The sequence below is a fragment of the Streptomyces sp. NPDC038280 genome, from assembly GCF_055600045.1.
In genome coordinates, this window is sequence record NZ_JBVJYZ010000022.1 from 84,519 (window position 1) to 102,423 (window position 17,905).

Below are 17,905 nucleotides of genomic sequence, written 5' to 3' on the forward strand. Positions count from 1 at the left end.
CCCGCGCACCACTGAAGGGCAGTCGTTGTGAGCGACAAGATTGACAAGATTCCCGCCGGGGCCACACCCGCCCCGGCGGGGGTCCCCCCCGAGGCGATCAAGGCCATTCCCGTACGCCACTACGGACGCTGGATCAGCGCCGTCGTGGTGATCGCGCTCCTCGGGGCGCTCGGCTACGCGTTCTCCCAGGGCAATGTGCGCTGGGCGACCGTGCCCGAGAAGCTGTTCGACTCCAGCATCCTCTCCGGCCTGTGGCACACCATCCTCATCAGCGTCGTCTCGATGCTGCTGGGTCTGGTCCTCGGTGTGCTGTTCGCCGTGATGCGGTTGTCGAAGAACCCGGTGACCAGCGCGGTCGCCTGGCTGTACATCTGGGTCTTCCGCGGCACCCCGGTCTATGTGCAGCTGCTGATCTGGTTCAACCTCGCCCTGATCTTCCCGCTGTTCAACATCGGGTTCTACAAGGACGAGATGACCGATGTCATGACCCCCTTCCTGGCCGCCCTTCTGGGTCTCGGCCTCAATGAGGGCGCGTACATGGCGGAGATCGTCCGGGCCGGCATCCAGTCGGTCGACGAGGGTCAGACGGAGGCCTCGCACGCCCTGGGCATGACCCAGGCGAAGACCATGTGGCGCGTGGTGCTCCCCCAGTCGATGCGGGTCATCATCCCGCCGACCGGGAACGAATTCATCAATATGCTGAAGACGTCGTCCCTGGTCATCGCCGTTCAGTACCCGGACCTGCTGCGCAGTGCGCAGGACATCGCCTCCACCTCGTTCGCGGTGATGGAGATGTTCTTCGTGGCGTCGATCTGGTACCTGGCACTGACGTCGGTGTTCAGCGTCGGCCAGTTCTACCTGGAGCGGCGGTTCGCGCGCGGTTCGCTGCGCCAGCTGCCCGCCACCCCGTGGCAGAAGGTCAAGGCGAACATGCTCTCCCTCTCCAACTGGCGGCGGTGATCCAATGTCCACGCAACCCATGGTGAAGGCCGAGGGCGTTCACAAGTCCTACGGCGCAGCCCACATCCTCAAGGGCATCGACCTGGAGGTCGCGCCCCGCGAGGTGTTCTGTCTGGTCGGCCCGTCCGGCTCCGGCAAGTCGACCTTCCTGCGGTGCATCAACCACCTGGAGAAGATCAACTCCGGTCGGCTCTACGTCGACGGTGACCTCGTGGGCTACCGCCAGAAGGGCGACAAGCTCTACGAGCTCAAGGACAGCGAGGTCGCGGCGCAGCGCCGGGACATCGGCATGGTCTTCCAGCGCTTCAACCTGTTCCCGCACATGACGGCGCTCGAGAACGTCATGGAGGCGCCGGTCCAGGTGAAGGGCGAGTCCAAGGCCGTCGCCCGGGAGCGGGCTGCGAAGCTGCTCGACCGCGTCGGCCTGGCCGACAAGGCCGGGAACTACCCCTCGCAGCTCTCCGGCGGTCAGCAGCAGCGCGTCGCGATCGCCCGTGCGCTCGCGATGGAGCCGAAGCTGATGCTCTTCGACGAGCCGACCTCGGCGCTCGACCCGGAGCTGGTCGGTGACGTCCTGGACGTCATGCGCGACCTCGCCGAATCCGGCATGACGATGATCGTGGTCACCCACGAGATGGGCTTCGCCCGCGAGGTGGGCGACTCCCTGGTCTTCATGGACGGCGGTGTGGTGGTCGAGTCGGGCCACCCGCGCGACGTGCTGGGCAACCCGCAGCACGACCGCACGAAGGCGTTCCTCTCGAAGGTGCTGTGACGCCGTCGAGGCTGTGGCCGTAGGGAAAGGGGCGGTACGGAGTCTCCGTACCGCCCCTTTCGCGTTACTTGACGGCCAGGACGAGCGAGTCGGACGGGGACGCCCAGACGGCCCGCGCCTCTGCGAACCCCGCCGCGCGCAGGGTCTCGGCATGCCACCGCGCGGAGGGCGTCTCACCGTCGGCGTGCTCGCCGTAGATGGCGAACCGCTCGGCGGTCGGCCCGGCGAGGACGGGATCGGAGGCGGCGAGCTTCCACCAGTCGGTCCAGTCGAGGACCCCGGCGGCCCTGGCGCGGTCCATCGCGGCGTGCCGGTGGGCGCGCTCGGCCGCGTTGATCCGGGGGGTGCTCTCGTCCCTCATGTGGTCCGCGTTCATGAAGACCCCGCCGTCGCGGACGAGCGGCGCCAGCTGTCCGTACAGCGTGGCCAGCGGCCCGAGGTGCAGCCAGTGCAGTGCGGTGGCGGTCAGGACGGCGTCGTACGAGTCGTACGGCAGCGCGTCCGTCCACCGGGGGTCCTTGAGGTCCGCGCGGACGAAGGTCACCCGGTCGTCACCGGCGAAGTACCCCTCGGCGATGGCGAGGAGCGCCGGGTCGAGGTCCACGCCGGTACTGACGGCCGTCGGGAACCGCTGGAGCAGCCGGTCCGTAATACTTCCCGTACCGCACGCCAGATCCAGGACGCGGGGCTCCGGACCGACCACGGCCTCGACCATGTCGAGCATGACCCGGAACCGCTCCTCCCGGTCGGGCATGTACCACTCCTGCTGACGGTCCCAGCTCTCCTGCCAGGCCCGCCAGTCCGTGGCACTCGCTGTCGTATCCGTCATCCCCGGCCTCCCGCTCCGTAATACCCTCGAAGTAATACCCTGGATGGGCAAGCGTCACTTACCCCCCGATGCCCTGACCCTAGACCGCCGCCGTAAGGACTACAAGTGGAACTGGCCTATTACTCGGATTACGCCGTGCGTCTGGTCAACACCGAGGAGCCGGCTCGCAACAAGGACGCCCTCACGTCGGTCGAGGTGGTCCGCGACCTCTTCGGCGCGGCCTCCCAGATGGCGCGGCGCGTCACGGACGCGGACGTGACGCGCTTCCGGTCGGTACGGGCCCGGCTGCGCGCAGTCTTCACCGCCGCGGACGCGGGCGACCAGACCGGGGCCGTGGACCTGCTGAACTCGCTGCTGCTCGAGTTCCCCGTCAGCCCGCAGATCTCCGGCCACGACTACCTGGACGACGAGGGCCGGCCCCGCTGGCACATGCACCTGGCCGACCACCCGTCCAACGCGACCGCCGGCTACGCCGCGATCGCCGCCATGGGCCTCGCCTTCCACCTGACCGAGTTCGGGGCCGACCGCTTCGGTCTGTGCCAGGCGGCGCCGTGCCGCAACGCCTACCTGGACACCTCCACCAACCGCTCGCGCCGCTACTGCTCCGACCGCTGCGCGACCCGCGCCAACGTGGCCGCCTACCGGGCGCGCAAGCGCCTGGAGACCGAGCGGGCGGAGAACACCGGCCTCACACAGGACAGCAGCCAGGACAGCACGACCCCGACGGACCGCTGACGCCCGGGCGTCATTGGCCGGTAGCGCGCCCGCACGCGGCCGAGCACCAGCTCCGGCGGCACACTGCCGAACACCCGGCTGTCGCCCTCGGCGTCCGGATTGTCACTCAGTACCCACCAGCCGCCGTCGCGCCGGTCGACCAGCCGCTTCACGATGAGCAGGTCCTGCTGAAGAGGGTGACGCAGCACGACCACGTCACCCGGCCGGGTCACCGCCCGGTAGTGCACGAGCAGTTGGTCGCCGTGCAGGAGCGTGGGAACCATCGACAGCCCCGTGACCTCGGCGATCCCGAACGGCACTGCCGGTTCCCGCCCCTGATTCGCCATCCGGCACCTCCCGGTTCGATCGTCCACGAGTCTCATGGTGACCCTGGACTTTTGTCCTAAGCCCAAGGGGGCGCTCGCGAAATCGCGCTTCTCACGGAGTAATGTCCCACCTGAGAAGACGATCACGAGGAAGGACAGCTCAATGCTCTCCCGCCTGTTTGCCCCCAAGGTGAAGGTCAGCGCCCACTGCGACCTCCCCTGCGGTGTGTACGACCCGGCCCAGGCCCGCATCGAGGCCGAATCGGTCAAGGCCGTCCAGGAGAAGTACCTGGCCAACGAGGACCCGCACTTCCGGGCCCGCGCCACGGTCATCAAGGAGCAGCGCGCGGAGCTCGCCAAGCACCATGTCTCGGTGCTGTGGAGCGACTACTTCAAGCCCCCGCACTTCGAGAAGTACCCGGAGCTGCACCAGCTCGTCAACGACGCCCTGAAGGCGCTGTCGACGGCGAAGGCATCGACGGACCCGAAGACGGGCGAGAAGGCGCTGGAGCTCATCGCTGAGATCGACCGCATCTTCTGGGAGACGAAGAAGGCCTGATCCGCGTTCTTTTTCGCGTATCGCCATGCTTCACCCGACCGCACCCGGTCCGCAGGCCGCCTCTCCTGGCGTCCACCGCGGTCCGGGTGCGGTCTTTCCGGTCTTCTCGGTGCGGGTGGCGCGGGGCCGGGAGCGGCCCCTCACCCCACGCGCAGCGTGTACCGCAGCTTCTCCTTGGAGGCCGCGCCCAGGCGGTCGTAGAAGCGGATCGCCCCCTCGTTCCACGCCGGTGTCTGCCACTGGATCTCGGTCAGGCCCAGGGACCGGGCCTCCTCCTCGATCGCCGTCATCATGAGCGCGCCGAGACCCAGGCCCCGCCTGCTGTCCGCGAGGTAGAGGCAGTCCATGTGGAGGTAGGGGCCGTCCCAAGTGGAGAGTTCCGGGGCGCAGGTGGCGTACCCGGCCAGGTGGCCGTCCGGGAGTTCGGCGACCAGGCAGCGCAGACGCCGGGGGTCCTCGCCGAAGAGCATCGCCGCCAAGCGGTCGGCGAGACCGGGCGCCGGGGGCTCGGCCTTCTCGTACGCGGCGTGCTCGGCGGCCAGTTCCGCGACGCGCGGCAGGTCGGCCGGGAGGGCGTGGCGGACCCGGGGGGCGGGCGCCGTCATCGCACGACCCCCTCGATCACATCGGTGCCCCACGCGTCGAGCCGGCCGCCCCAGGGCCCCTCACCGTCCAGAACGTGCCGGACGAAGGACTCCCGCTCGTGGGCGAGCACCGCGGCCTCCCAGACGCAGGGCGCGAGACCGACCCGGCCGGGGCGCAGTTCGTCGGGGCGTCCCGCCGGGCCCGTGTGGACCGAAAGGTCGGACATGTGGCCCTCGATCCAGGTGTGGACGAGGACGTAGTCGCCGTCGCCGCCCGCGTGCACCAGTAGGGCGGCCAGCCCCAGTGAGCCGTACCGGCGGCCGGCCGCCAGCCGGTCCTCGGCGATCCGCAGCGCCGGAGCCAGGTCCGCCTCGGTGACCGTGCGGCCCGGGGCCTCGATCCCGTACACCTTGACCAGGTGCCCGGCCGTCTCCCGGACGCCGAAGGACCGCACCGCGCGCGGGTGGTGACCCTCGGCCAGCCCCGTGAGCGCCTCCAGGTCCACCGCCGTCGCGCTGTGGGCGTCGTGCGCCCAGGTCCGCAGGGTGTAGGCGCGGCCCTTGTCCTCGACCGGTATCGGCTCCTCGTCGGTCAGCCGGTAGCCCGCCGCCCGCGCGACCGCCTCGCTCGCCGCGTTGCCCGGTTCGATCTGGAGCAGGAGCCGGGGCAGACCAAGGGTCTCGTGCGCGTAGGCGGTGAGCAGCCGAGCGGCCCGGGGGGCGAGGCCCTGGCCGCGGTGGGCGGCACCGACCGCGTAGCCGAGGGAGCGGGCGGGGACGCTGATCATGACCTCGCCGAGCGGCTCCCCGCCGTCCTTGGTGATCGCCAGATGCAGCCGGGTGCCCTCGGCACGGGCGCCGCGGATCTTCGTCAGGAGCCCGGCCGCGGTCGCCGCGTCGAAGGGCGAGGGCAGCGGGGTCCAGCGGGCCACCACCGGGTCGTCGAAGAGCTCCGACATCACCGGCAGATCGTCCTCGGTCCACTCCCGGAGGACGATCCCCTCCCCCTCGATCCGTACGGTCACAGTGACGCACTCCCCTTCGTCGACGGCCGGAGAGCGGCCCCTACGCCGCTCTCAGCAGCGGACTCCCGTTCCGCAGCAGCCATTGACGGTACGCCGCCGCGCGAAGCGCCGCCTCCCGGTACGCCGCCGAGAGGTCCTCGTACATGCCGCCCGTCCCCTCCGGCGGGGCCTCCGGGCGCGCGTACAACAGCAGCCGCACGGCCAGCGGGTCGCCCCGCAGGGGTCTGATCGCCATGTCGTCGCGTGGTCCCGAGGTCGGCTGGCAGGGCGCCACCGCCTCGCCGAGCACGATCAGGGAGGCCGCCGTGTGGTAGTCGGTGTGCAGGACGGGAGGGTTGATGCCGGCGGCGGCCAGGACGCGGCGCAGCCCGTCCCACTCGCCGTCGACCGTCGGGTCGACCAACCACCGGTCCCCCGCCAGGGCGGCCAGTTCCACGACGGGCTCGGCGGCCGCGGGGTGGTCGTTGGCCATGGAGACGAACTGCGGCTCACGGTCGATCAGTACGCGCCGCTCCAGCCCGTCCGGCACCCTCAGCGGGCAGCCCTCCACCTCGTGCACGAAGGCCACGTCGAGCTGACCGGCCGCGACCATCCGCAGCAGCGCGTTGGCGGAGACGTCCATGTGGAGGGCGATGTCGGTGCCCGGCAGCCGCTGGCGCAACCGGCGCAGCCAGCCGGGCAGGGCGCGGCTCGCGGTGGAGCCGACGCGCAGCCGGGGGCCGTCGGCGCGGGCGGCCGCCGCCCTGGTCTCGGTGATCAGGGAGGCCATCTGCGTCACCAGGGGCCGGGCACGGCTCAGTACCGACCGGCCGAGCGGCGTCGGCCGGCAGCCGGTGCGCTCGCGCGAGAACAGCTCCGCGCCCAGCGAGTTCTCGATGCGCCGCAGCTGGGTCGTCAGCGACGGCTGGCTCATCCCCAGCTGGCGCGCGGCCTTGTGCAGGCTGCCCGTGTCCGCGATGGCGCAGAGCACGCGCAGATGCCTCACCTCCAGCTCCATGCCCCGAGCGTAGGGCGGCGCCCTGGGTCGCACCAGACAACCATTCCGTCTCAATTGCCGCCGAATTAAAGGTCTGTTGGGGCGGGTGATGCGTTTGCGCTATCGGGGTTTGCCATCATCCGTACGGGCCCGGGGCTCCTCGACACTCTGACCGACCCACCCAACCGAACGCGCCCACCCAGCGCGTACCGGACGAGTAGGAGCCCCCCATGAGACATCGCATCTCCGTCGCGGCCGCGGCCCTCGGCCTGGCCGTCGCCGCCCTCGGCGCCGTCCCCGCGAGCGCGAGCCCCACCACCGCCCCCTCCTCGACCACCGCCTCCGGCTTCACCGCGTACGCCGGTTCGGCGGCGGAGGCCAAGGCCAACAAGGCCTTCTACGAAGCCGTGATGAAGTCCGTCGCCGAGAAGCGAGCCGCCAACCCCGGGGCCCTCGCCGTCACCGTGATCTACAGCACCGCCAACGCCCCCAGCTTCCGTACGCAGATATCCCGGAGCACCCAGATCTGGAACAGCTCCGTGAACAACGTGAAGCTCCAGGAGGGCAGCAACCCGGACTTCCGGTACTACGAGGGCAACGACTCCCGCGGCTCCTACGCCAGCACCGACGGGCACGGCCGGGGCTACATCTTCCTCGACTACCGACAGAACCAGCAGTACAACTCCACGCGCGTGACGGCCCACGAGACCGGCCATGTCCTCGGTCTGCCCGACCACTACTCGGGCCCGTGCAGCGAGTTGATGTCCGGAGGCGGTCCCGGAACCTCCTGCCAGAACGCCCAGCCGAACTCGCAGGAGCGCTCCCGCGTCGACTACCTGTGGCGCAACGGCCTGGCGGCGGCCACGGTCTCCTGACCCCCGCCTCCTGAACGAGGGGGAGGGGCGCCCCGCCCTCAGCAGTGGCGGGGCGCGCCTCCCCCTCTCCGGAGACCCTCGCGTGAACTCCCTTTCCGCAGACGGTCGTTGCGTCAGCCGGGCGTTGTACCGACCGCCTTTGCGCCGACAGCGGAACCCCTTCGGCGGTACGACCGCCGGGCAAGAGTGGGCATTCTCAGATGCCGACCCGGGAGGATTCCGTGACCAGCGAGCGATCAAAGACGCTCTACGAGGCGGTGGGCGGCGCCGACGCGCTGCGCCGTCTCTCCGACACCTTCTACGAAGCCGTGCTCGCCGACCCGCTCCTCGCGCCGGTCTTCGCCGACTTCACCCCGACACATGTCGAACACGTCGCCGTATGGCTGGCCGAGATCTTCTCGGGCCCCGACCGCTTCACCGCCGAACTGGGCGGCCACCACGCCCTGTTGCGTGCTCACGTCGGCCTTTCCATCACCGAGGAGCAGCGGTCGCGCTGGATGGAGCTGATGACCACGGCGGTCGAGAAGGAGCTGCCCGACGACGAGCTGCTGCGCCGCCGGGTGCTGGAGTACTTCGAGTGGGGGACCAAGATCGCCCGGGATGTGTCCGCCGCACCGCCGGGTACGGACCTCGGCGAGCCGGGGCCGACGCCGAGGTGGGGCTGGAACGGCCTCGCCTGAGCGGCGGTCACCCGGCGCGGGAGTCAGGCGTGCTCCGGGAGCCTGCGTCCGAACGCGGTTCCCGGAGGCAGCTGGCGCGCGATCCGGTCGAGCGCCTCCTCGAAATCGCCGCCGGCGATGCCCGACTCGTAGGCCGTTCCGGCGCAGTGCAGGGTGAGGCTCAGATCGGCACGCTCACCGAGTGTCAGAAGGCAGCTCAGCGTGGCCTGTTCGGTGCTCCCGTCGGTGATGACGGGCAGCGGCAGGTCCCATTCGAGGACGCATCCGGTGAGCGCTTCACCGTCGGCCGACCTCAGGGTGGCGAGGCCCGCCCCCTCGTACGCGATCCCCCTGATGCGGGTGGCCACCCGCTTGCCGTCCGCCGCGATGACGATCGCTTCCGCGCCCCGGCGGTCCCGGTACCAGCCGGTCCAGACTTCCCTCGACTCCGATGACATGCGCGGACTGTAGCGGTATGACTGGCTCCGCCGCGCGGCCGGTCACCCCGGAGTCTGACTTCTGCCGATCTCGTCGTCCTTGCCCGGCCTCTCCCCCGCGACCTCAGGGGTTTCCGTCCGTCCGGTTTCGTCCTGCGCGGCCTTCGCGGACTCCGCGTCGCCGGTCTCCCCGGATTCCGCTGCGGCGGCCGCGGCGGTCGACGGCTTCCGGCCGAAGAGTGCGCAGTCGGGGTTGGCGCAGGGCTGGGGCTCCCAGACGGGCACCCATGCCCCGAGGACCTTGTGGCGCTTGATGGTCGTGCCGACGGCCTGTCCGCAGGCCGGACACACCGGGTCGGCCTGCGGATCACGGACGGTCGGTCCTTCGCTGCTGCCCATGCTTCCAGCGTAGGCAGTCGGACGCGTCACCGCTTCCTGGTGTACGTACGGACGAGGACGCCGTTGTCGAACGAGCGCACCGCGCCGAGCTCGAATTCACGAACGGCGAAGTCGGCTCCGAACATCGGCATACCCGCGCCGTAGACCTGCGGATAGGTCTTGATGACCAGCTCGTCGATCTCGTCGATCAGCTGGCCGGCGACGGTGGATCCGCCACAGAGCCAGATGCCGAGCGGGCCGTCCTCGGCCTTGAGCTGCCTCACGCGGCCGACGAGGTCGTCGGCGATCAGCTCGACCTTCACATCGGGGGACTTCTCCAGCGAGCGCGTCGCGACGAACTCGCGCAGATGGGAGTAGGGACTGGTGATCCCGACGTCCAGGCCCACCTTGTAGGAGTTCAACCCCTGGATCACGGTGTCGAAGTGCCGGCTCCCGGCGTCGGGGTCGATACCGAGCACGGGCCGGCCCTGGGTCGGGATGGTCTCCGGGTACTCCGTCTTCAAGTACTCCACGAACTCCCCGGCCACGTACTGGTACGTGGACGTGGCATCGCCGCCCGGGTCGCCGATGAAGCCGTCGATGGTGCAGGCGATGAAGTAGGTGAGCTTGCGCAAACCGGTCCTCTTTGTCTCGGGGTGATGGGGACGAGTCCCGGCGCTCTTGCCCGCAGCGCCGCAACCACGACGGTCATAGTGCTTCACCTGTAGTGGTAAGCGCAAGCACTATTTTCCCGGCAAGCCCGCCGGTCCCCTCCCCGTGCCCGACCTACCTGGTCCGGCGGGTGACGAACTCCGCCAGTGCCAGCAGGTCCCCCGCAGCCGAGAGGTCCGGCACCGCCCGGGACAGATGCTGCAGCGCCCGGCCCATCCGGTCCGCCGCCTGGGTCTGAGCCCAGTCACGGCCGCCGGCCCGCTCCACGGCGTCGGCCGCCCGGCGCACCGCCTCCTCGTCCAGCACCGGCAGCCGGTACAGCTCCGCCAGCTCCGCACCGGCCTTCAGCCCGGAGCCGAGGGCCGCCACCACCGGCAGCGACTTCTTGTGCGCGGCCAGATCCGCACCGGCCGGTTTGCCCGTGCGTCCGGGATCACCCCAGATCCCGATGAGATCGTCGATCAACTGGAAGGCGAGACCCGCCTCCCGGCCGAACGCGTCCATCGCCGCGACCTCCTCCTCCCCCGCACCCGCGTACAGCGCCCCGAGAGCGCAGGCGCAGCCGAGTAGCGCACCCGTCTTGGCGGTCGCCATCGCCAGGCATTCGTCCAGTGAGACCTCGTGCGGCCCCCGGTGCTCGAAGGCGCAGTCCGCCTGCTGTCCCGCGCAGAGCTCGATCACACAGGCCCCGAGCCGGGCCGAGGCCGCGGCGGACGCCGGATGCCCGTCCTCCGCCAGGAGCCTCAGTGCGAGCGCGAGCATCGCGTCGCCCGCGATGAGGGCGTCCGGAATGCCGAACACGGTCCAGGCGGTGGGCCGGTGCCTGCGCGTCGGGTCCTCGTCGACGATGTCGTCGTGGAGCAGGGTGAAGTTGTGCGCGAGCTCCACGGCGGCCGCCGCCCGTACGGCCTGGCCGGGGTCGCCGGCCAGCGCGCCCGCCGCCGCGAGCACCAGGGCCGGCCGGATCGCCTTGCCCGCCTGGCCCGCGGCCGGGGTGCCGTCGGCGTGCTCCCAGCCGAAGTGATACATCGCCACGCGCCGCAGGGAGCCCGGCAAGGACGCGACGGCGTCACGGAGTTGGGGAGTGACGACGGTGCGGGTGTGGTCGAGGAGTGCCACGGCCCCCTGGCCGTCGGTCGTGGCATCCGTGCGGGTCATGGTCACGGTCACTTCCTTCACAGCATGTCCGTCACTGCGGAACCGGTGGGCCGGCCGGGGCGGCCGCCCGCGCGGAGGCGGCCGCCCCGAGCACACGTCAGCGCCAGCGGCCGACCTCCACGTTCTCCAGGACACCGAGCGCGTCGGGGACCAGGATCGCGGCCGAGTAGTACGCCGTGACCAGGTACGAGATGATCGCCTGCTCGTCGATGCCCATGAAGCGGACCGACATGCTGGGTTCGATCTCGTCCGGGATGCCGGTCTGGTGGAGCCCGATCACACCCTGGTCGGCCTCGCCGGTACGCATGCAGATGATCGAGGTGGTGCGGGCGTCGGAGATGGGGATCTTGTTGGACGGGAAGATCGGCACCCCGCGCCAGGCGGGCACGTGGTGCCCGCCGATCTCGACGCTCTCCGGGACCAGTCCGCGCTTGTTGCATTCGCGGCCGAAGGCGGCGATGGCCTTGGGATGGGCGAGGAACAGCTTGGAGCCCCGCCGGCGGGACAGCAGTTCGTCCATGTCGTCCGGGCTCGGCACGCCGTCGTGGGGCTGGAGCCGCTGTCCGTAGTCACAGTTGGAGAGGAGGCCGAACTCCCGGTTGTTGATGAGCTCGTGCTCCTGGCGCTCGCGCAGCGCCTCGACCGTGAGCCGCAACTGCTGCTCGGTCTGGTTCATCGGCTGGTTGTAGAGGTCGGCGACGCGGCTGTGGACCTTCAGCACGGTCTGGGCGACGCTCAGTTCGTACTCGCGCGGCGCGGCGTCGTAGTCCACATAGGTGTGGGGCACGACGGCTTCGCCGACATGGCCGGCCGACAGGTCGATGGCCGCCTCGCCGTACTTGTTGGTGCGCTGGTGGGGCAGCGCGGCGACCGAGGCGAGGTGCTCGGCGAGTGACGTGGCCCGCTCCGCCAGGTTCTGGACGTCGGCGCGGGTGAGTTCGAGGATCGTGCAGGCGGTCGCCGCACGCGCGGTGTACTTCCAGGTCGCCTGCCCGTCGAGGAGGCCCGCGTCGCCGAAGTACATCCCGTCGGCGAGGACGTCGATGACCGCCTCGCCGCCGTAGGGCCCCTCCCCGAGCTGCTCGACGCGCCCGTGCGCCAGCAGGTACACCCGGTCCGTGCCGTCGCCGCGGTTGGCGATCACCTCGCCCTCCGCGAAGTTCCGCTGAGTGCAGCGCTGCGCCAGTTCGGCGAGGGCCGCCTCGTCCGCGAAGCCACGCAGGGCGGGGAGCTCACCGAGCTCGGCGGGGATGACGGCGACCCGGTCGCCGGTCTGGACGAACGTCACCCGCCCGTCACCGACGGAATAGCTGAGCCTCCGGTTCACCCGGTAGGTGCCGCCCTGCACCTGCACCCACGGCAGCATCCGCAGCAGCCACCGGGAGGTGATCTCCTGCATCTGCGGCGCGGACTTGGTGGTGGTCGCCAGGTTCCGCGCGGCGGCCGTACCAAGACTCTGCTGCGGTGGTGCCTGATCCGCGCGGGTCCCGTCGCCAACCGTGCCTACCGAACCAACCGACATGGATCTCCCTCTCGATCATGAGCCGACCTGCAGGAGAAGCCTTTCAGCACGGAGCGTGCGCGCGCCATTACACAAATGAGTGGGACTGGATCACGCACGGGCGGGCATGACACGCGCTTTTCCACTCCTGCGGCGGAACGCCCGGAAGGCCCGGTATCCGCGCCGCTGTCCGGATCGGCTCGCACGCCGTCCGAACGCATGGCCCCGGACGTCCGTATTCCGGTACAAGCGGTACCAGCGAAAGGAGGCGGTCATGGCCTCACCCATGTCCGCGAGCAGGTTCATCGACGCGCTGCGCGACGAGGGCCTCTCGGTCGTCGAGGTCGGCGACTGGCGACACCACAACCGCAACCACAAGGGCCCCTGGGGCCCCGTTCACGGCGTGATGATCCACCACACCGTCACTCATGGCACCGACAGCACCGTCCAGATCTGCCGGGACGGCCACTCGGCCCTGCCGGGGCCGCTGTGCCACGGTGTCATCGCCAAGGACGGCAGGGTCCATCTGGTCGGCTACGGCCGGGCCAACCACGCCGGGCTCGGTGACGACGAGGTCCTGCGTGCCGTCATCGCGGAGAAGGGGCTTCCGCCGGACAACGAGGCCAACACGGACGGGAACCGGCACTTCTACGGCTTCGAGTGCGAGAACCTCGGCGACGGCAAGGACCCCTGGCCGGACGTCCAGCTGGAGGCGATCGAGAAGGCCGCCGCCGCGGTCTGCCGGGTCCACGGCTGGACGGCCCGTTCGGTCATCGGTCACCGAGAGTGGCAACCGGGCAAGGTCGATCCGCGCGGCTTCACCATGGAGTCGATGCGGGCACGGATCGGGGCGCGCCTGAAGTGACGCGCCCCTGACCCGGCACCGGACGTGACAATGGCCGGGTGAACGCGTTCGACCTCGCCTCCCTGAACCCCCGGCTCCCGTCCCCACTGGAGCCGGTCGAGGACGAGCGCTTCACCCGGTACGGCGTGCGGCTGCTGCTCAAGCGGGACGATCTGATCCATCCCGCCCTGCCCGGCAACAAGTGGCGCAAGCTCTCCCCGAATCTGCTGGCCGCCGCCGGGCGCCCGGTCGTGACCTTCGGCGGCGCCTACTCCAACCATCTGCGCGCGACCGCCGCCGCCGGCCGGCTTCTCGGCTTCCCCACCGTCGGAGTCGTACGGGGCGACGAATTGGCCGGCCGGCCCCTCAATCCGTCGCTGGCACGCTGCGTGGCGGACGGGATGGAGCTGCTGTTCGTGGACCGGGCGACCTATCGCGCCAAGACCGATCCGGAGGTGCTGGCGGCCGTCCTGCGGGATGCTCCGCCCGGCAGTTTCGTCGTCCCCGAGGGCGGCAGCAACGCCCTCGCGGCCCAGGGATGCGCCGAGCTCGGCCGGGAGCTGGCCGGGGCCGCCGACGTCGTCGCGGTGGCGTGCGGGACCGGTGGCACCCTTGCCGGGCTCGCCGCAGGGCTGGGCACCGGGCAGCGGGCGCTCGGGATACCCGTCCTCAGGGGCGGCTTCCTCGGCGGCGAGATACGCGCCCTCCAGGAGCGGGCCTTCGGCGGGGCGTCCGGCGACTGGAGCCTCGACGAACGCTTCCACTGCGGCGGCTACGCCCGCACGACCCCGGAGCTCGACGCCTTCGCAGAGGAGTTCGAAGACCGCCATGGACTGCCCGTAGAACGTCACTATGTCGCCAAATTGCTCTACGGACTCACTGTGCTGGCGGCCGAGGGCGCCTTCTCCCCCGGAACCACCGTCGCCGCCGTGGTCACGGGTCAGCCGGACGACTCCTCGCGGTAGGCGGCCGCCTCCTCCAGGTCCAGCCTGCGCAGCAGCGTGCGCATCATCTCGTCGTCGATCCGCCGGGCGTCCCGCAGCTGGACGAACACCTCCCGCTCGGCGTCGATCATCCGGCGCGCCAGGCGCCGGTAGGTGTCGTCCGCGCTCTCGCCGGTGAACTCGTTGACCGCCCCGAGCCGCTCCCAGACCGCGTTGCGCCGACGCTCCATGACGGTCCGCAGCCGGTCGGCGAGCGGCGGTGGGAGCGCGTTGCGCTCGTCGGCGAGCAGCTCCTCCAGGCGCCGCTCGGCCGCGGTCGACGCCTCGCTCTGGGCCTGCGCCTCGGCGAGCGTCTCGGCCTGTGCGTCCCGGCGGGGCAGCTTCAGGAGCCGGATCAGCGGCGGCAGGGTGAGGCCCTGCACCACCAGCGTCCCGATCACGGTCGTGAAGGTGAGGAAGAGGACCAGGTTGCGGGACGGGAAGGGTTCGCCGTCCGCCACCATCGGGATCGAGAAGGCGATCGCCAGGGACACCACTCCGCGCATTCCGGCCCAGCCGACGATCAGCGGGGCCTTCCAGTCCACCCCGGGCTCCCGCTCCCGTATCCGCCGCGACATGAGGCGGGGCAGGAAGGTCGCCGGGTAGACCCAGACGAACCGGACCACGACGACGGCGACGAAGACTCCGACCGCGTACCAGATCGCCTCCGCGATGCCGTACCGGCCGAGCCCCTCGACCACGTACGGCAGCTGGAGGCCGATCAGGGCGAAGACGGCGGACTCCAGCAGGAAGGCGACCATCTTCCACACCGCCTCCTCCTGGAGGCGGGTGGCGAAGTCCACCTGCCAGTTGTGGTGCCCGAGGTAGAGGGCGACCGTGACGACCGCGAGCACGCCGGACGCCCCGACCTCCTCGGCCGCCGCGTAGGCGATGAAGGGGATGAGCAGGGAGAGGGTGTTCTGCAGCAGCGCTTCGCGCAGGTGCCGGCGCAGCCAGTGGATGGGCACCATCAGGACCAGCCCGACGCCGATGCCGCCCAGCGAGGCGAGGGCGAACTCGCCGATACCCCCGGCCCAGCTCACGCCCTCGCCGACGGCCGCCGCCAGCGCGACTTTGTACGCCGTGATCGCGGTGGCGTCGTTCACCAGGGACTCGCCCTGCAGGATCGTGGTGATCCGGGGCGGCAGCCCCAGCCGGCGGGCGATGGCGGTGGCCGCGACCGCGTCCGGCGGCGCCACCACCGCCCCCAGGACCAGGGCGGCGGTCAGCGGCAGATCGGGAACGAGGCTGTAGGCGAGCCAGCCGACGGCGAGCGTCGCGAAGAGGACGTAGCCCACCGAGAGGAGGGCCACGGGTCTGATGTTCGCGCGCAGATCGAGATACGACGACTCCACCGCCGCGGTGTGCAGCAGGGGCGGCAGGATCAACGGAAGCACGATGTGCGGGTCGAGCGTGTAGTCGGGGACCCCGGGCACATAGGAGGCGGCGAGCCCCGCGGTCACCAGCAGCAGGGGCGCGGGCACGGGCGTCCTGCGGGCCGCCCCCGCGATCGCGGCACTCGCCGCGACCAGCGCCACCAGTGGCAAAGCTTCCATCTCGGTCCCCGTCTCTCGCAACGTAACCTGGCAATCATGAGCGAGTGTCCCCACGTTGCCGAACTGCCGCGCCCCGAGCCCGAACCGCTGAGCGCCGCGTGCCCGGAGTGCCTGGCCGCCGGTACGCACCCCGTCCAACTGCGGCTCTGCCTGGAATGCGGGCATGTGGGCTGCTGCGACTCCTCGGTGGGCCGGCACGCCACGGGGCACTTCCAGCGGACCGGCCACGCGGTGATGCGGAGCTTCGAGCGCGGTGAGAGCTGGCGCTGGTGCTTCGCCGACGGTTCGATCGTCTGACAGCTGGGTACGTCAAAGCTCCGCCGGTTCCTCTCAATTGGGCGGCGCAGACCCCTAGCCACTGTCCGTACTCATGGCCTTACCATGAGTGACAAGCGTCGAGGCCCAGCCACTGTGGGGCCCCCGGCGACACGGCACCATGGATCGCGATAGCGTCACGGCGGACTACGTACCACTGCGTATCGCCCGGCCTGGGGGACCTTTTTCTCCTCCGGGCCCCGAAAGAGCTTGTGCCACCTTGGAGGTGAGGGTGTCCCAGATCGCAGGCGAGCCCGGGACCCAGGACTTCGTGGAAGTCCGGCTGCCCGCTGCGGGTGCCTACCTGTCCGTGCTGCGTACGGCCACGGCCGGCTTGGCGGCGCGTTTGGACTTCACCCTCGACGAGATCGAGGACCTGCGCATCGCGGTCGACGAGGCCTGCGCGATCCTGCTCCAGCAGGCCGTACCGGGCTCCGTTCTCAGCTGCGTCTTCCGGCTGGTGGACGACTCGCTCGATGTGACGGTCTCGGCCCCGACGACGGACGGCCGGGCCCCTGAGCGGGACACGTTCGCGTGGACGGTGCTCTCGGCGCTGGCCGGAAAGGTCGAGTCGTCCGTCGCCGACGACCGTACGGTCTCGATCAGCCTGTACAAACAGCGCGGCGCGGGACCAGGTCCGGCGTGAGGAACGGGGAGGGTCCCGTGCGAAACGAGCTACGCTCCGCGGCCGGAGCCCCGGACCCGACGGGCATCCCGGAGCAGCAGGCGCGACCGCACCCCGCGGACGCACCCGGTGGACCGGACGGGCTTACCGGCCTTTCGGCCACGACGGAGCAGGCGCAGGCGCAGGCTGGGGGTACCTCCCAGGCGGAGCTTTGGGGGAGGGCGGCCCATATGAGCGAGCAGGCACACGACCACCACCATCACCACGATCCGCATGACCGGAGCGGAGCGCGGGCGATGTTCATCGAGCTGCGCAAGCTGCCCGACGGATCGCCGGAGAAGGCGGAGCTGCGCAATCAGCTGGTGCGGATGCACCTGCCGCTCGTGGAGCACCTGGCGCGGCGCTTCCGCAACCGTGGCGAGCCGCTGGACGACCTGACCCAGGTGGCCACGATCGGCCTGATCAAGTCGGTGGACCGCTTCGACCCAGAGCGCGGTGTCGAGTTCTCGACCTACGCCACCCCGACGGTGGTCGGCGAGATCAAGCGGCACTTCCGCGACAAGGGCTGGGCGGTCCGGGTCCCGCGCCGCCTCCAGGAACTGCGCCTCTCCCTGACGACCGCCACGGCCGAGCTCTCCCAGCAGCACGGGCGCTCCCCGACGGTGCACGAGCTCGCGGAGCGTCTGGGCATCTCGGAGGAGGAGGTCCTGGAAGGCCTGGAGTCGGCCAACGCCTACTCCACTCTCTCCCTGGACGTCCCCGACACGGACGACGAGTCGCCGGCGGTCGCGGACACGCTGGGCGCGGAGGACGAGGCCCTGGAGGGCGTCGAGTACCGGGAGTCGCTGAAGCCGCTGCTGGAGGATCTGCCGCCGCGGGAGAAGCGCATCCTGCTGCTGCGGTTCTTCGGCAACATGACCCAGTCGCAGATCGCACAGGAGGTCGGCATCTCGCAGATGCACGTGTCGCGCCTGCTGGCCAGGACGCTGGCGCAGCTGCGGGAGAAGCTGCTGGTGGAGGAGTAGGAGCCGGCGGGGCGGCGCCCCAGGGAGTGTCCGGAAGGTATGGCCGTCCGCCCGAAGGGCGGGGCGCGCGGCGTCCGGTGCGTGCGATCGCAAGGCGCCGGGATGCCCTCGTAGCGGAGCTACTCGGGCATG

At 70.7% G+C, this 17,905-nt stretch carries 22 protein-coding genes; 11 read left to right on the forward strand and 11 right to left on the reverse strand.

What is annotated here, in order from left to right; all coding sequences use genetic code 11:
• The first annotated feature begins 27 nt into the window (after positions 1–27).
• Both ACZ7J0_RS30580 and ACZ7J0_RS30585 read left to right on the forward strand, forming a co-directional pair.
• Entirely contained in the window at positions 28–960 is a 933-nt protein-coding gene (locus ACZ7J0_RS30580; RefSeq protein ID WP_470892801.1) for an amino acid ABC transporter permease, read from the forward strand.
• 4 nt (positions 961–964) lie between these two features.
• Positions 965–1,732, forward strand: coding sequence for an amino acid ABC transporter ATP-binding protein (locus ACZ7J0_RS30585; protein ID WP_469119227.1), 768 nt, complete (start codon positions 965–967; stop codon positions 1,730–1,732).
• 64 nt (positions 1,733–1,796) lie between these two features.
• Here ACZ7J0_RS30585 and ACZ7J0_RS30590 read toward each other — a convergent pair whose 3' ends face one another.
• Positions 1,797–2,561 (reverse strand): class I SAM-dependent methyltransferase, encoded by a 765-nt coding sequence (locus ACZ7J0_RS30590; RefSeq protein ID WP_470892803.1) that lies wholly within the window; start codon positions 2,559–2,561, stop codon positions 1,797–1,799.
• Positions 2,562–2,666: 105 nt separating this feature from the next.
• On the opposite strand from ACZ7J0_RS30590, the gene ACZ7J0_RS30595 reads away from it, so the two are divergent.
• Complete coding sequence (locus ACZ7J0_RS30595) at positions 2,667–3,296, forward strand: CGNR zinc finger domain-containing protein (RefSeq protein WP_469119225.1); 630 nt, start codon at positions 2,667–2,669, stop codon at positions 3,294–3,296.
• Here ACZ7J0_RS30595 and sodX read toward each other — a convergent pair.
• On the reverse strand, positions 3,200–3,622 hold the full coding sequence (sodX, locus tag ACZ7J0_RS30600) for a nickel-type superoxide dismutase maturation protease (RefSeq protein WP_470892805.1): 423 nt from the start codon (positions 3,620–3,622) through the stop codon (positions 3,200–3,202). The two genes, ACZ7J0_RS30595 and sodX, sit on opposite strands and share 97 nt — an antisense overlap.
• Before the next feature lie 142 nt (positions 3,623–3,764).
• On the opposite strand from sodX, the gene sodN reads away from it, so the two are divergent.
• On the forward strand, positions 3,765–4,160 hold the full coding sequence (sodN, locus tag ACZ7J0_RS30605; protein WP_468707194.1) for a superoxide dismutase, Ni: 396 nt from the start codon (positions 3,765–3,767) through the stop codon (positions 4,158–4,160).
• A gap of 140 nt (positions 4,161–4,300) precedes the next feature.
• Here sodN and ACZ7J0_RS30610 read toward each other — a convergent pair whose 3' ends face one another.
• The 3 genes from ACZ7J0_RS30610 to ACZ7J0_RS30620 are packed head-to-tail and all read right to left on the reverse strand — an operon-like array spanning position 4,301 to position 6,766.
• Positions 4,301–4,765 carry a GNAT family N-acetyltransferase gene (locus tag ACZ7J0_RS30610; RefSeq protein ID WP_470892807.1) on the reverse strand — a complete coding sequence of 155 codons (465 nt, stop codon included), beginning with the start codon at positions 4,763–4,765 and terminating at the stop codon, positions 4,301–4,303.
• A complete protein-coding gene (locus ACZ7J0_RS30615; protein ID WP_470892809.1) occupies positions 4,762–5,769 on the reverse strand; it encodes a GNAT family N-acetyltransferase in 1,008 nt (335 codons plus the stop codon). The genes ACZ7J0_RS30610 and ACZ7J0_RS30615 overlap by 4 nt, the downstream gene beginning before the upstream one ends.
• 40 nt (positions 5,770–5,809) lie before the next feature.
• The gene (locus tag ACZ7J0_RS30620) at positions 5,810–6,766 is read right to left on the reverse strand and encodes a LysR family transcriptional regulator (protein ID WP_470892811.1); all 957 of its coding nucleotides are present in this window, start codon (positions 6,764–6,766) and stop codon (positions 5,810–5,812) included.
• A 209-nt stretch (positions 6,767–6,975) separates the two neighbouring features.
• Here ACZ7J0_RS30620 and snpA point away from each other — a divergent pair, with 209 nt between their 5' ends.
• A complete protein-coding gene (snpA, locus tag ACZ7J0_RS30625) occupies positions 6,976–7,620 on the forward strand; it encodes a snapalysin (RefSeq protein ID WP_470892813.1) in 645 nt (214 codons plus the stop codon).
• 221 nt (positions 7,621–7,841) lie between these two features.
• A complete protein-coding gene (locus tag ACZ7J0_RS30630) occupies positions 7,842–8,300 on the forward strand; it encodes a group II truncated hemoglobin (RefSeq protein ID WP_470892815.1) in 459 nt (152 codons plus the stop codon).
• Between the two features lie 23 nt (positions 8,301–8,323).
• On the opposite strand, the gene ACZ7J0_RS30635 is transcribed toward ACZ7J0_RS30630, so the two are convergent.
• From ACZ7J0_RS30635 to ACZ7J0_RS30655, 5 genes are all read right to left on the reverse strand, one after another.
• Positions 8,324–8,737: a DUF6304 family protein gene (locus ACZ7J0_RS30635; RefSeq protein WP_470892817.1), complete on the reverse strand. Its 414-nt coding sequence runs from the start codon at positions 8,735–8,737 to the stop codon at positions 8,324–8,326.
• A gap of 42 nt (positions 8,738–8,779) precedes the next feature.
• Positions 8,780–9,115, reverse strand: a complete 336-nt coding sequence (locus ACZ7J0_RS30640) for a hypothetical protein (protein WP_470892819.1) — start codon at positions 9,113–9,115, stop codon at positions 8,780–8,782.
• Between the two features lie 26 nt (positions 9,116–9,141).
• The gene (locus tag ACZ7J0_RS30645) at positions 9,142–9,729 is read right to left on the reverse strand and encodes a dihydrofolate reductase family protein (RefSeq protein ID WP_470892821.1); all 588 of its coding nucleotides are present in this window, start codon (positions 9,727–9,729) and stop codon (positions 9,142–9,144) included.
• Positions 9,730–9,880: 151 nt separating this feature from the next.
• On the reverse strand, positions 9,881–10,924 hold the full coding sequence (locus tag ACZ7J0_RS30650; protein ID WP_470892823.1) for a family 2 encapsulin nanocompartment cargo protein polyprenyl transferase: 1,044 nt from the start codon (positions 10,922–10,924) through the stop codon (positions 9,881–9,883).
• A 97-nt stretch (positions 10,925–11,021) separates the two neighbouring features.
• Positions 11,022–12,446, reverse strand: coding sequence for a family 2B encapsulin nanocompartment shell protein (locus ACZ7J0_RS30655; protein ID WP_470892825.1), 1,425 nt, complete (start codon positions 12,444–12,446; stop codon positions 11,022–11,024).
• 253 nt (positions 12,447–12,699) lie between these two features.
• Here ACZ7J0_RS30655 and ACZ7J0_RS30660 point away from each other — a divergent pair, with 253 nt between their 5' ends.
• Complete coding sequence (locus ACZ7J0_RS30660) at positions 12,700–13,290, forward strand: N-acetylmuramoyl-L-alanine amidase (protein ID WP_470892827.1); 591 nt, start codon at positions 12,700–12,702, stop codon at positions 13,288–13,290.
• A gap of 38 nt (positions 13,291–13,328) precedes the next feature.
• On the forward strand, positions 13,329–14,234 hold the full coding sequence (locus ACZ7J0_RS30665; RefSeq protein ID WP_470892829.1) for a 1-aminocyclopropane-1-carboxylate deaminase/D-cysteine desulfhydrase: 906 nt from the start codon (positions 13,329–13,331) through the stop codon (positions 14,232–14,234).
• Here ACZ7J0_RS30665 and ACZ7J0_RS30670 read toward each other — a convergent pair.
• The gene (locus tag ACZ7J0_RS30670; RefSeq protein ID WP_470892831.1) at positions 14,210–15,808 is read right to left on the reverse strand and encodes a Na+/H+ antiporter; all 1,599 of its coding nucleotides are present in this window, start codon (positions 15,806–15,808) and stop codon (positions 14,210–14,212) included. The two genes, ACZ7J0_RS30665 and ACZ7J0_RS30670, sit on opposite strands and share 25 nt — an antisense overlap.
• A gap of 36 nt (positions 15,809–15,844) precedes the next feature.
• On the opposite strand from ACZ7J0_RS30670, the gene ACZ7J0_RS30675 reads away from it, so the two are divergent.
• The 3 genes from ACZ7J0_RS30675 (at position 15,845) to ACZ7J0_RS30685 (ending at position 17,773) form a co-directional block, all read left to right on the forward strand.
• Positions 15,845–16,105: a UBP-type zinc finger domain-containing protein gene (locus ACZ7J0_RS30675; protein WP_470892833.1), complete on the forward strand. Its 261-nt coding sequence runs from the start codon at positions 15,845–15,847 to the stop codon at positions 16,103–16,105.
• A 250-nt stretch (positions 16,106–16,355) separates the two neighbouring features.
• A complete protein-coding gene (locus tag ACZ7J0_RS30680) occupies positions 16,356–16,769 on the forward strand; it encodes an ATP-binding protein (protein WP_019889334.1) in 414 nt (137 codons plus the stop codon).
• Between the two features lie 17 nt (positions 16,770–16,786).
• Positions 16,787–17,773 carry an RNA polymerase sigma factor SigF gene (locus ACZ7J0_RS30685; protein WP_470892835.1) on the forward strand — a complete coding sequence of 329 codons (987 nt, stop codon included), beginning with the start codon at positions 16,787–16,789 and terminating at the stop codon, positions 17,771–17,773.
• Positions 17,774–17,905: the final 132 nt, after the last annotated feature.

Bases quoted from the DNA above. Each gene is read 5' to 3' on its own strand.
- ACZ7J0_RS30675 (WP_470892833.1), top strand. From the start codon at position 15,845: ATGAGCGAGTGTCCCCACGTTGCCGAACTGCCGCGCCCCGAGCCCGAA.
- ACZ7J0_RS30635 (WP_470892817.1), bottom strand. From the start codon at position 8,737: ATGTCATCGGAGTCGAGGGAAGTCTGGACCGGCTGGTACCGGGACCGC.
- ACZ7J0_RS30660 (WP_470892827.1), top strand. From the start codon at position 12,700: ATGGCCTCACCCATGTCCGCGAGCAGGTTCATCGACGCGCTGCGCGAC.
- sodN (WP_468707194.1), top strand. From the start codon at position 3,765: ATGCTCTCCCGCCTGTTTGCCCCCAAGGTGAAGGTCAGCGCCCACTGC.
- snpA (WP_470892813.1), top strand. From the start codon at position 6,976: ATGAGACATCGCATCTCCGTCGCGGCCGCGGCCCTCGGCCTGGCCGTC.
- ACZ7J0_RS30655 (WP_470892825.1), bottom strand. From the start codon at position 12,446: ATGTCGGTTGGTTCGGTAGGCACGGTTGGCGACGGGACCCGCGCGGAT.
- ACZ7J0_RS30670 (WP_470892831.1), bottom strand. From the start codon at position 15,808: ATGGAAGCTTTGCCACTGGTGGCGCTGGTCGCGGCGAGTGCCGCGATC.
- ACZ7J0_RS30610 (WP_470892807.1), bottom strand. From the start codon at position 4,765: ATGACGGCGCCCGCCCCCCGGGTCCGCCACGCCCTCCCGGCCGACCTG.
- ACZ7J0_RS30620 (WP_470892811.1), bottom strand. From the start codon at position 6,766: ATGGAGCTGGAGGTGAGGCATCTGCGCGTGCTCTGCGCCATCGCGGAC.
- ACZ7J0_RS30650 (WP_470892823.1), bottom strand. From the start codon at position 10,924: ATGACCCGCACGGATGCCACGACCGACGGCCAGGGGGCCGTGGCACTC.
- sodX (WP_470892805.1), bottom strand. From the start codon at position 3,622: ATGGCGAATCAGGGGCGGGAACCGGCAGTGCCGTTCGGGATCGCCGAG.
- ACZ7J0_RS30585 (WP_469119227.1), top strand. From the start codon at position 965: ATGTCCACGCAACCCATGGTGAAGGCCGAGGGCGTTCACAAGTCCTAC.
- ACZ7J0_RS30590 (WP_470892803.1), bottom strand. From the start codon at position 2,561: ATGACGGATACGACAGCGAGTGCCACGGACTGGCGGGCCTGGCAGGAG.
- ACZ7J0_RS30640 (WP_470892819.1), bottom strand. From the start codon at position 9,115: ATGGGCAGCAGCGAAGGACCGACCGTCCGTGATCCGCAGGCCGACCCG.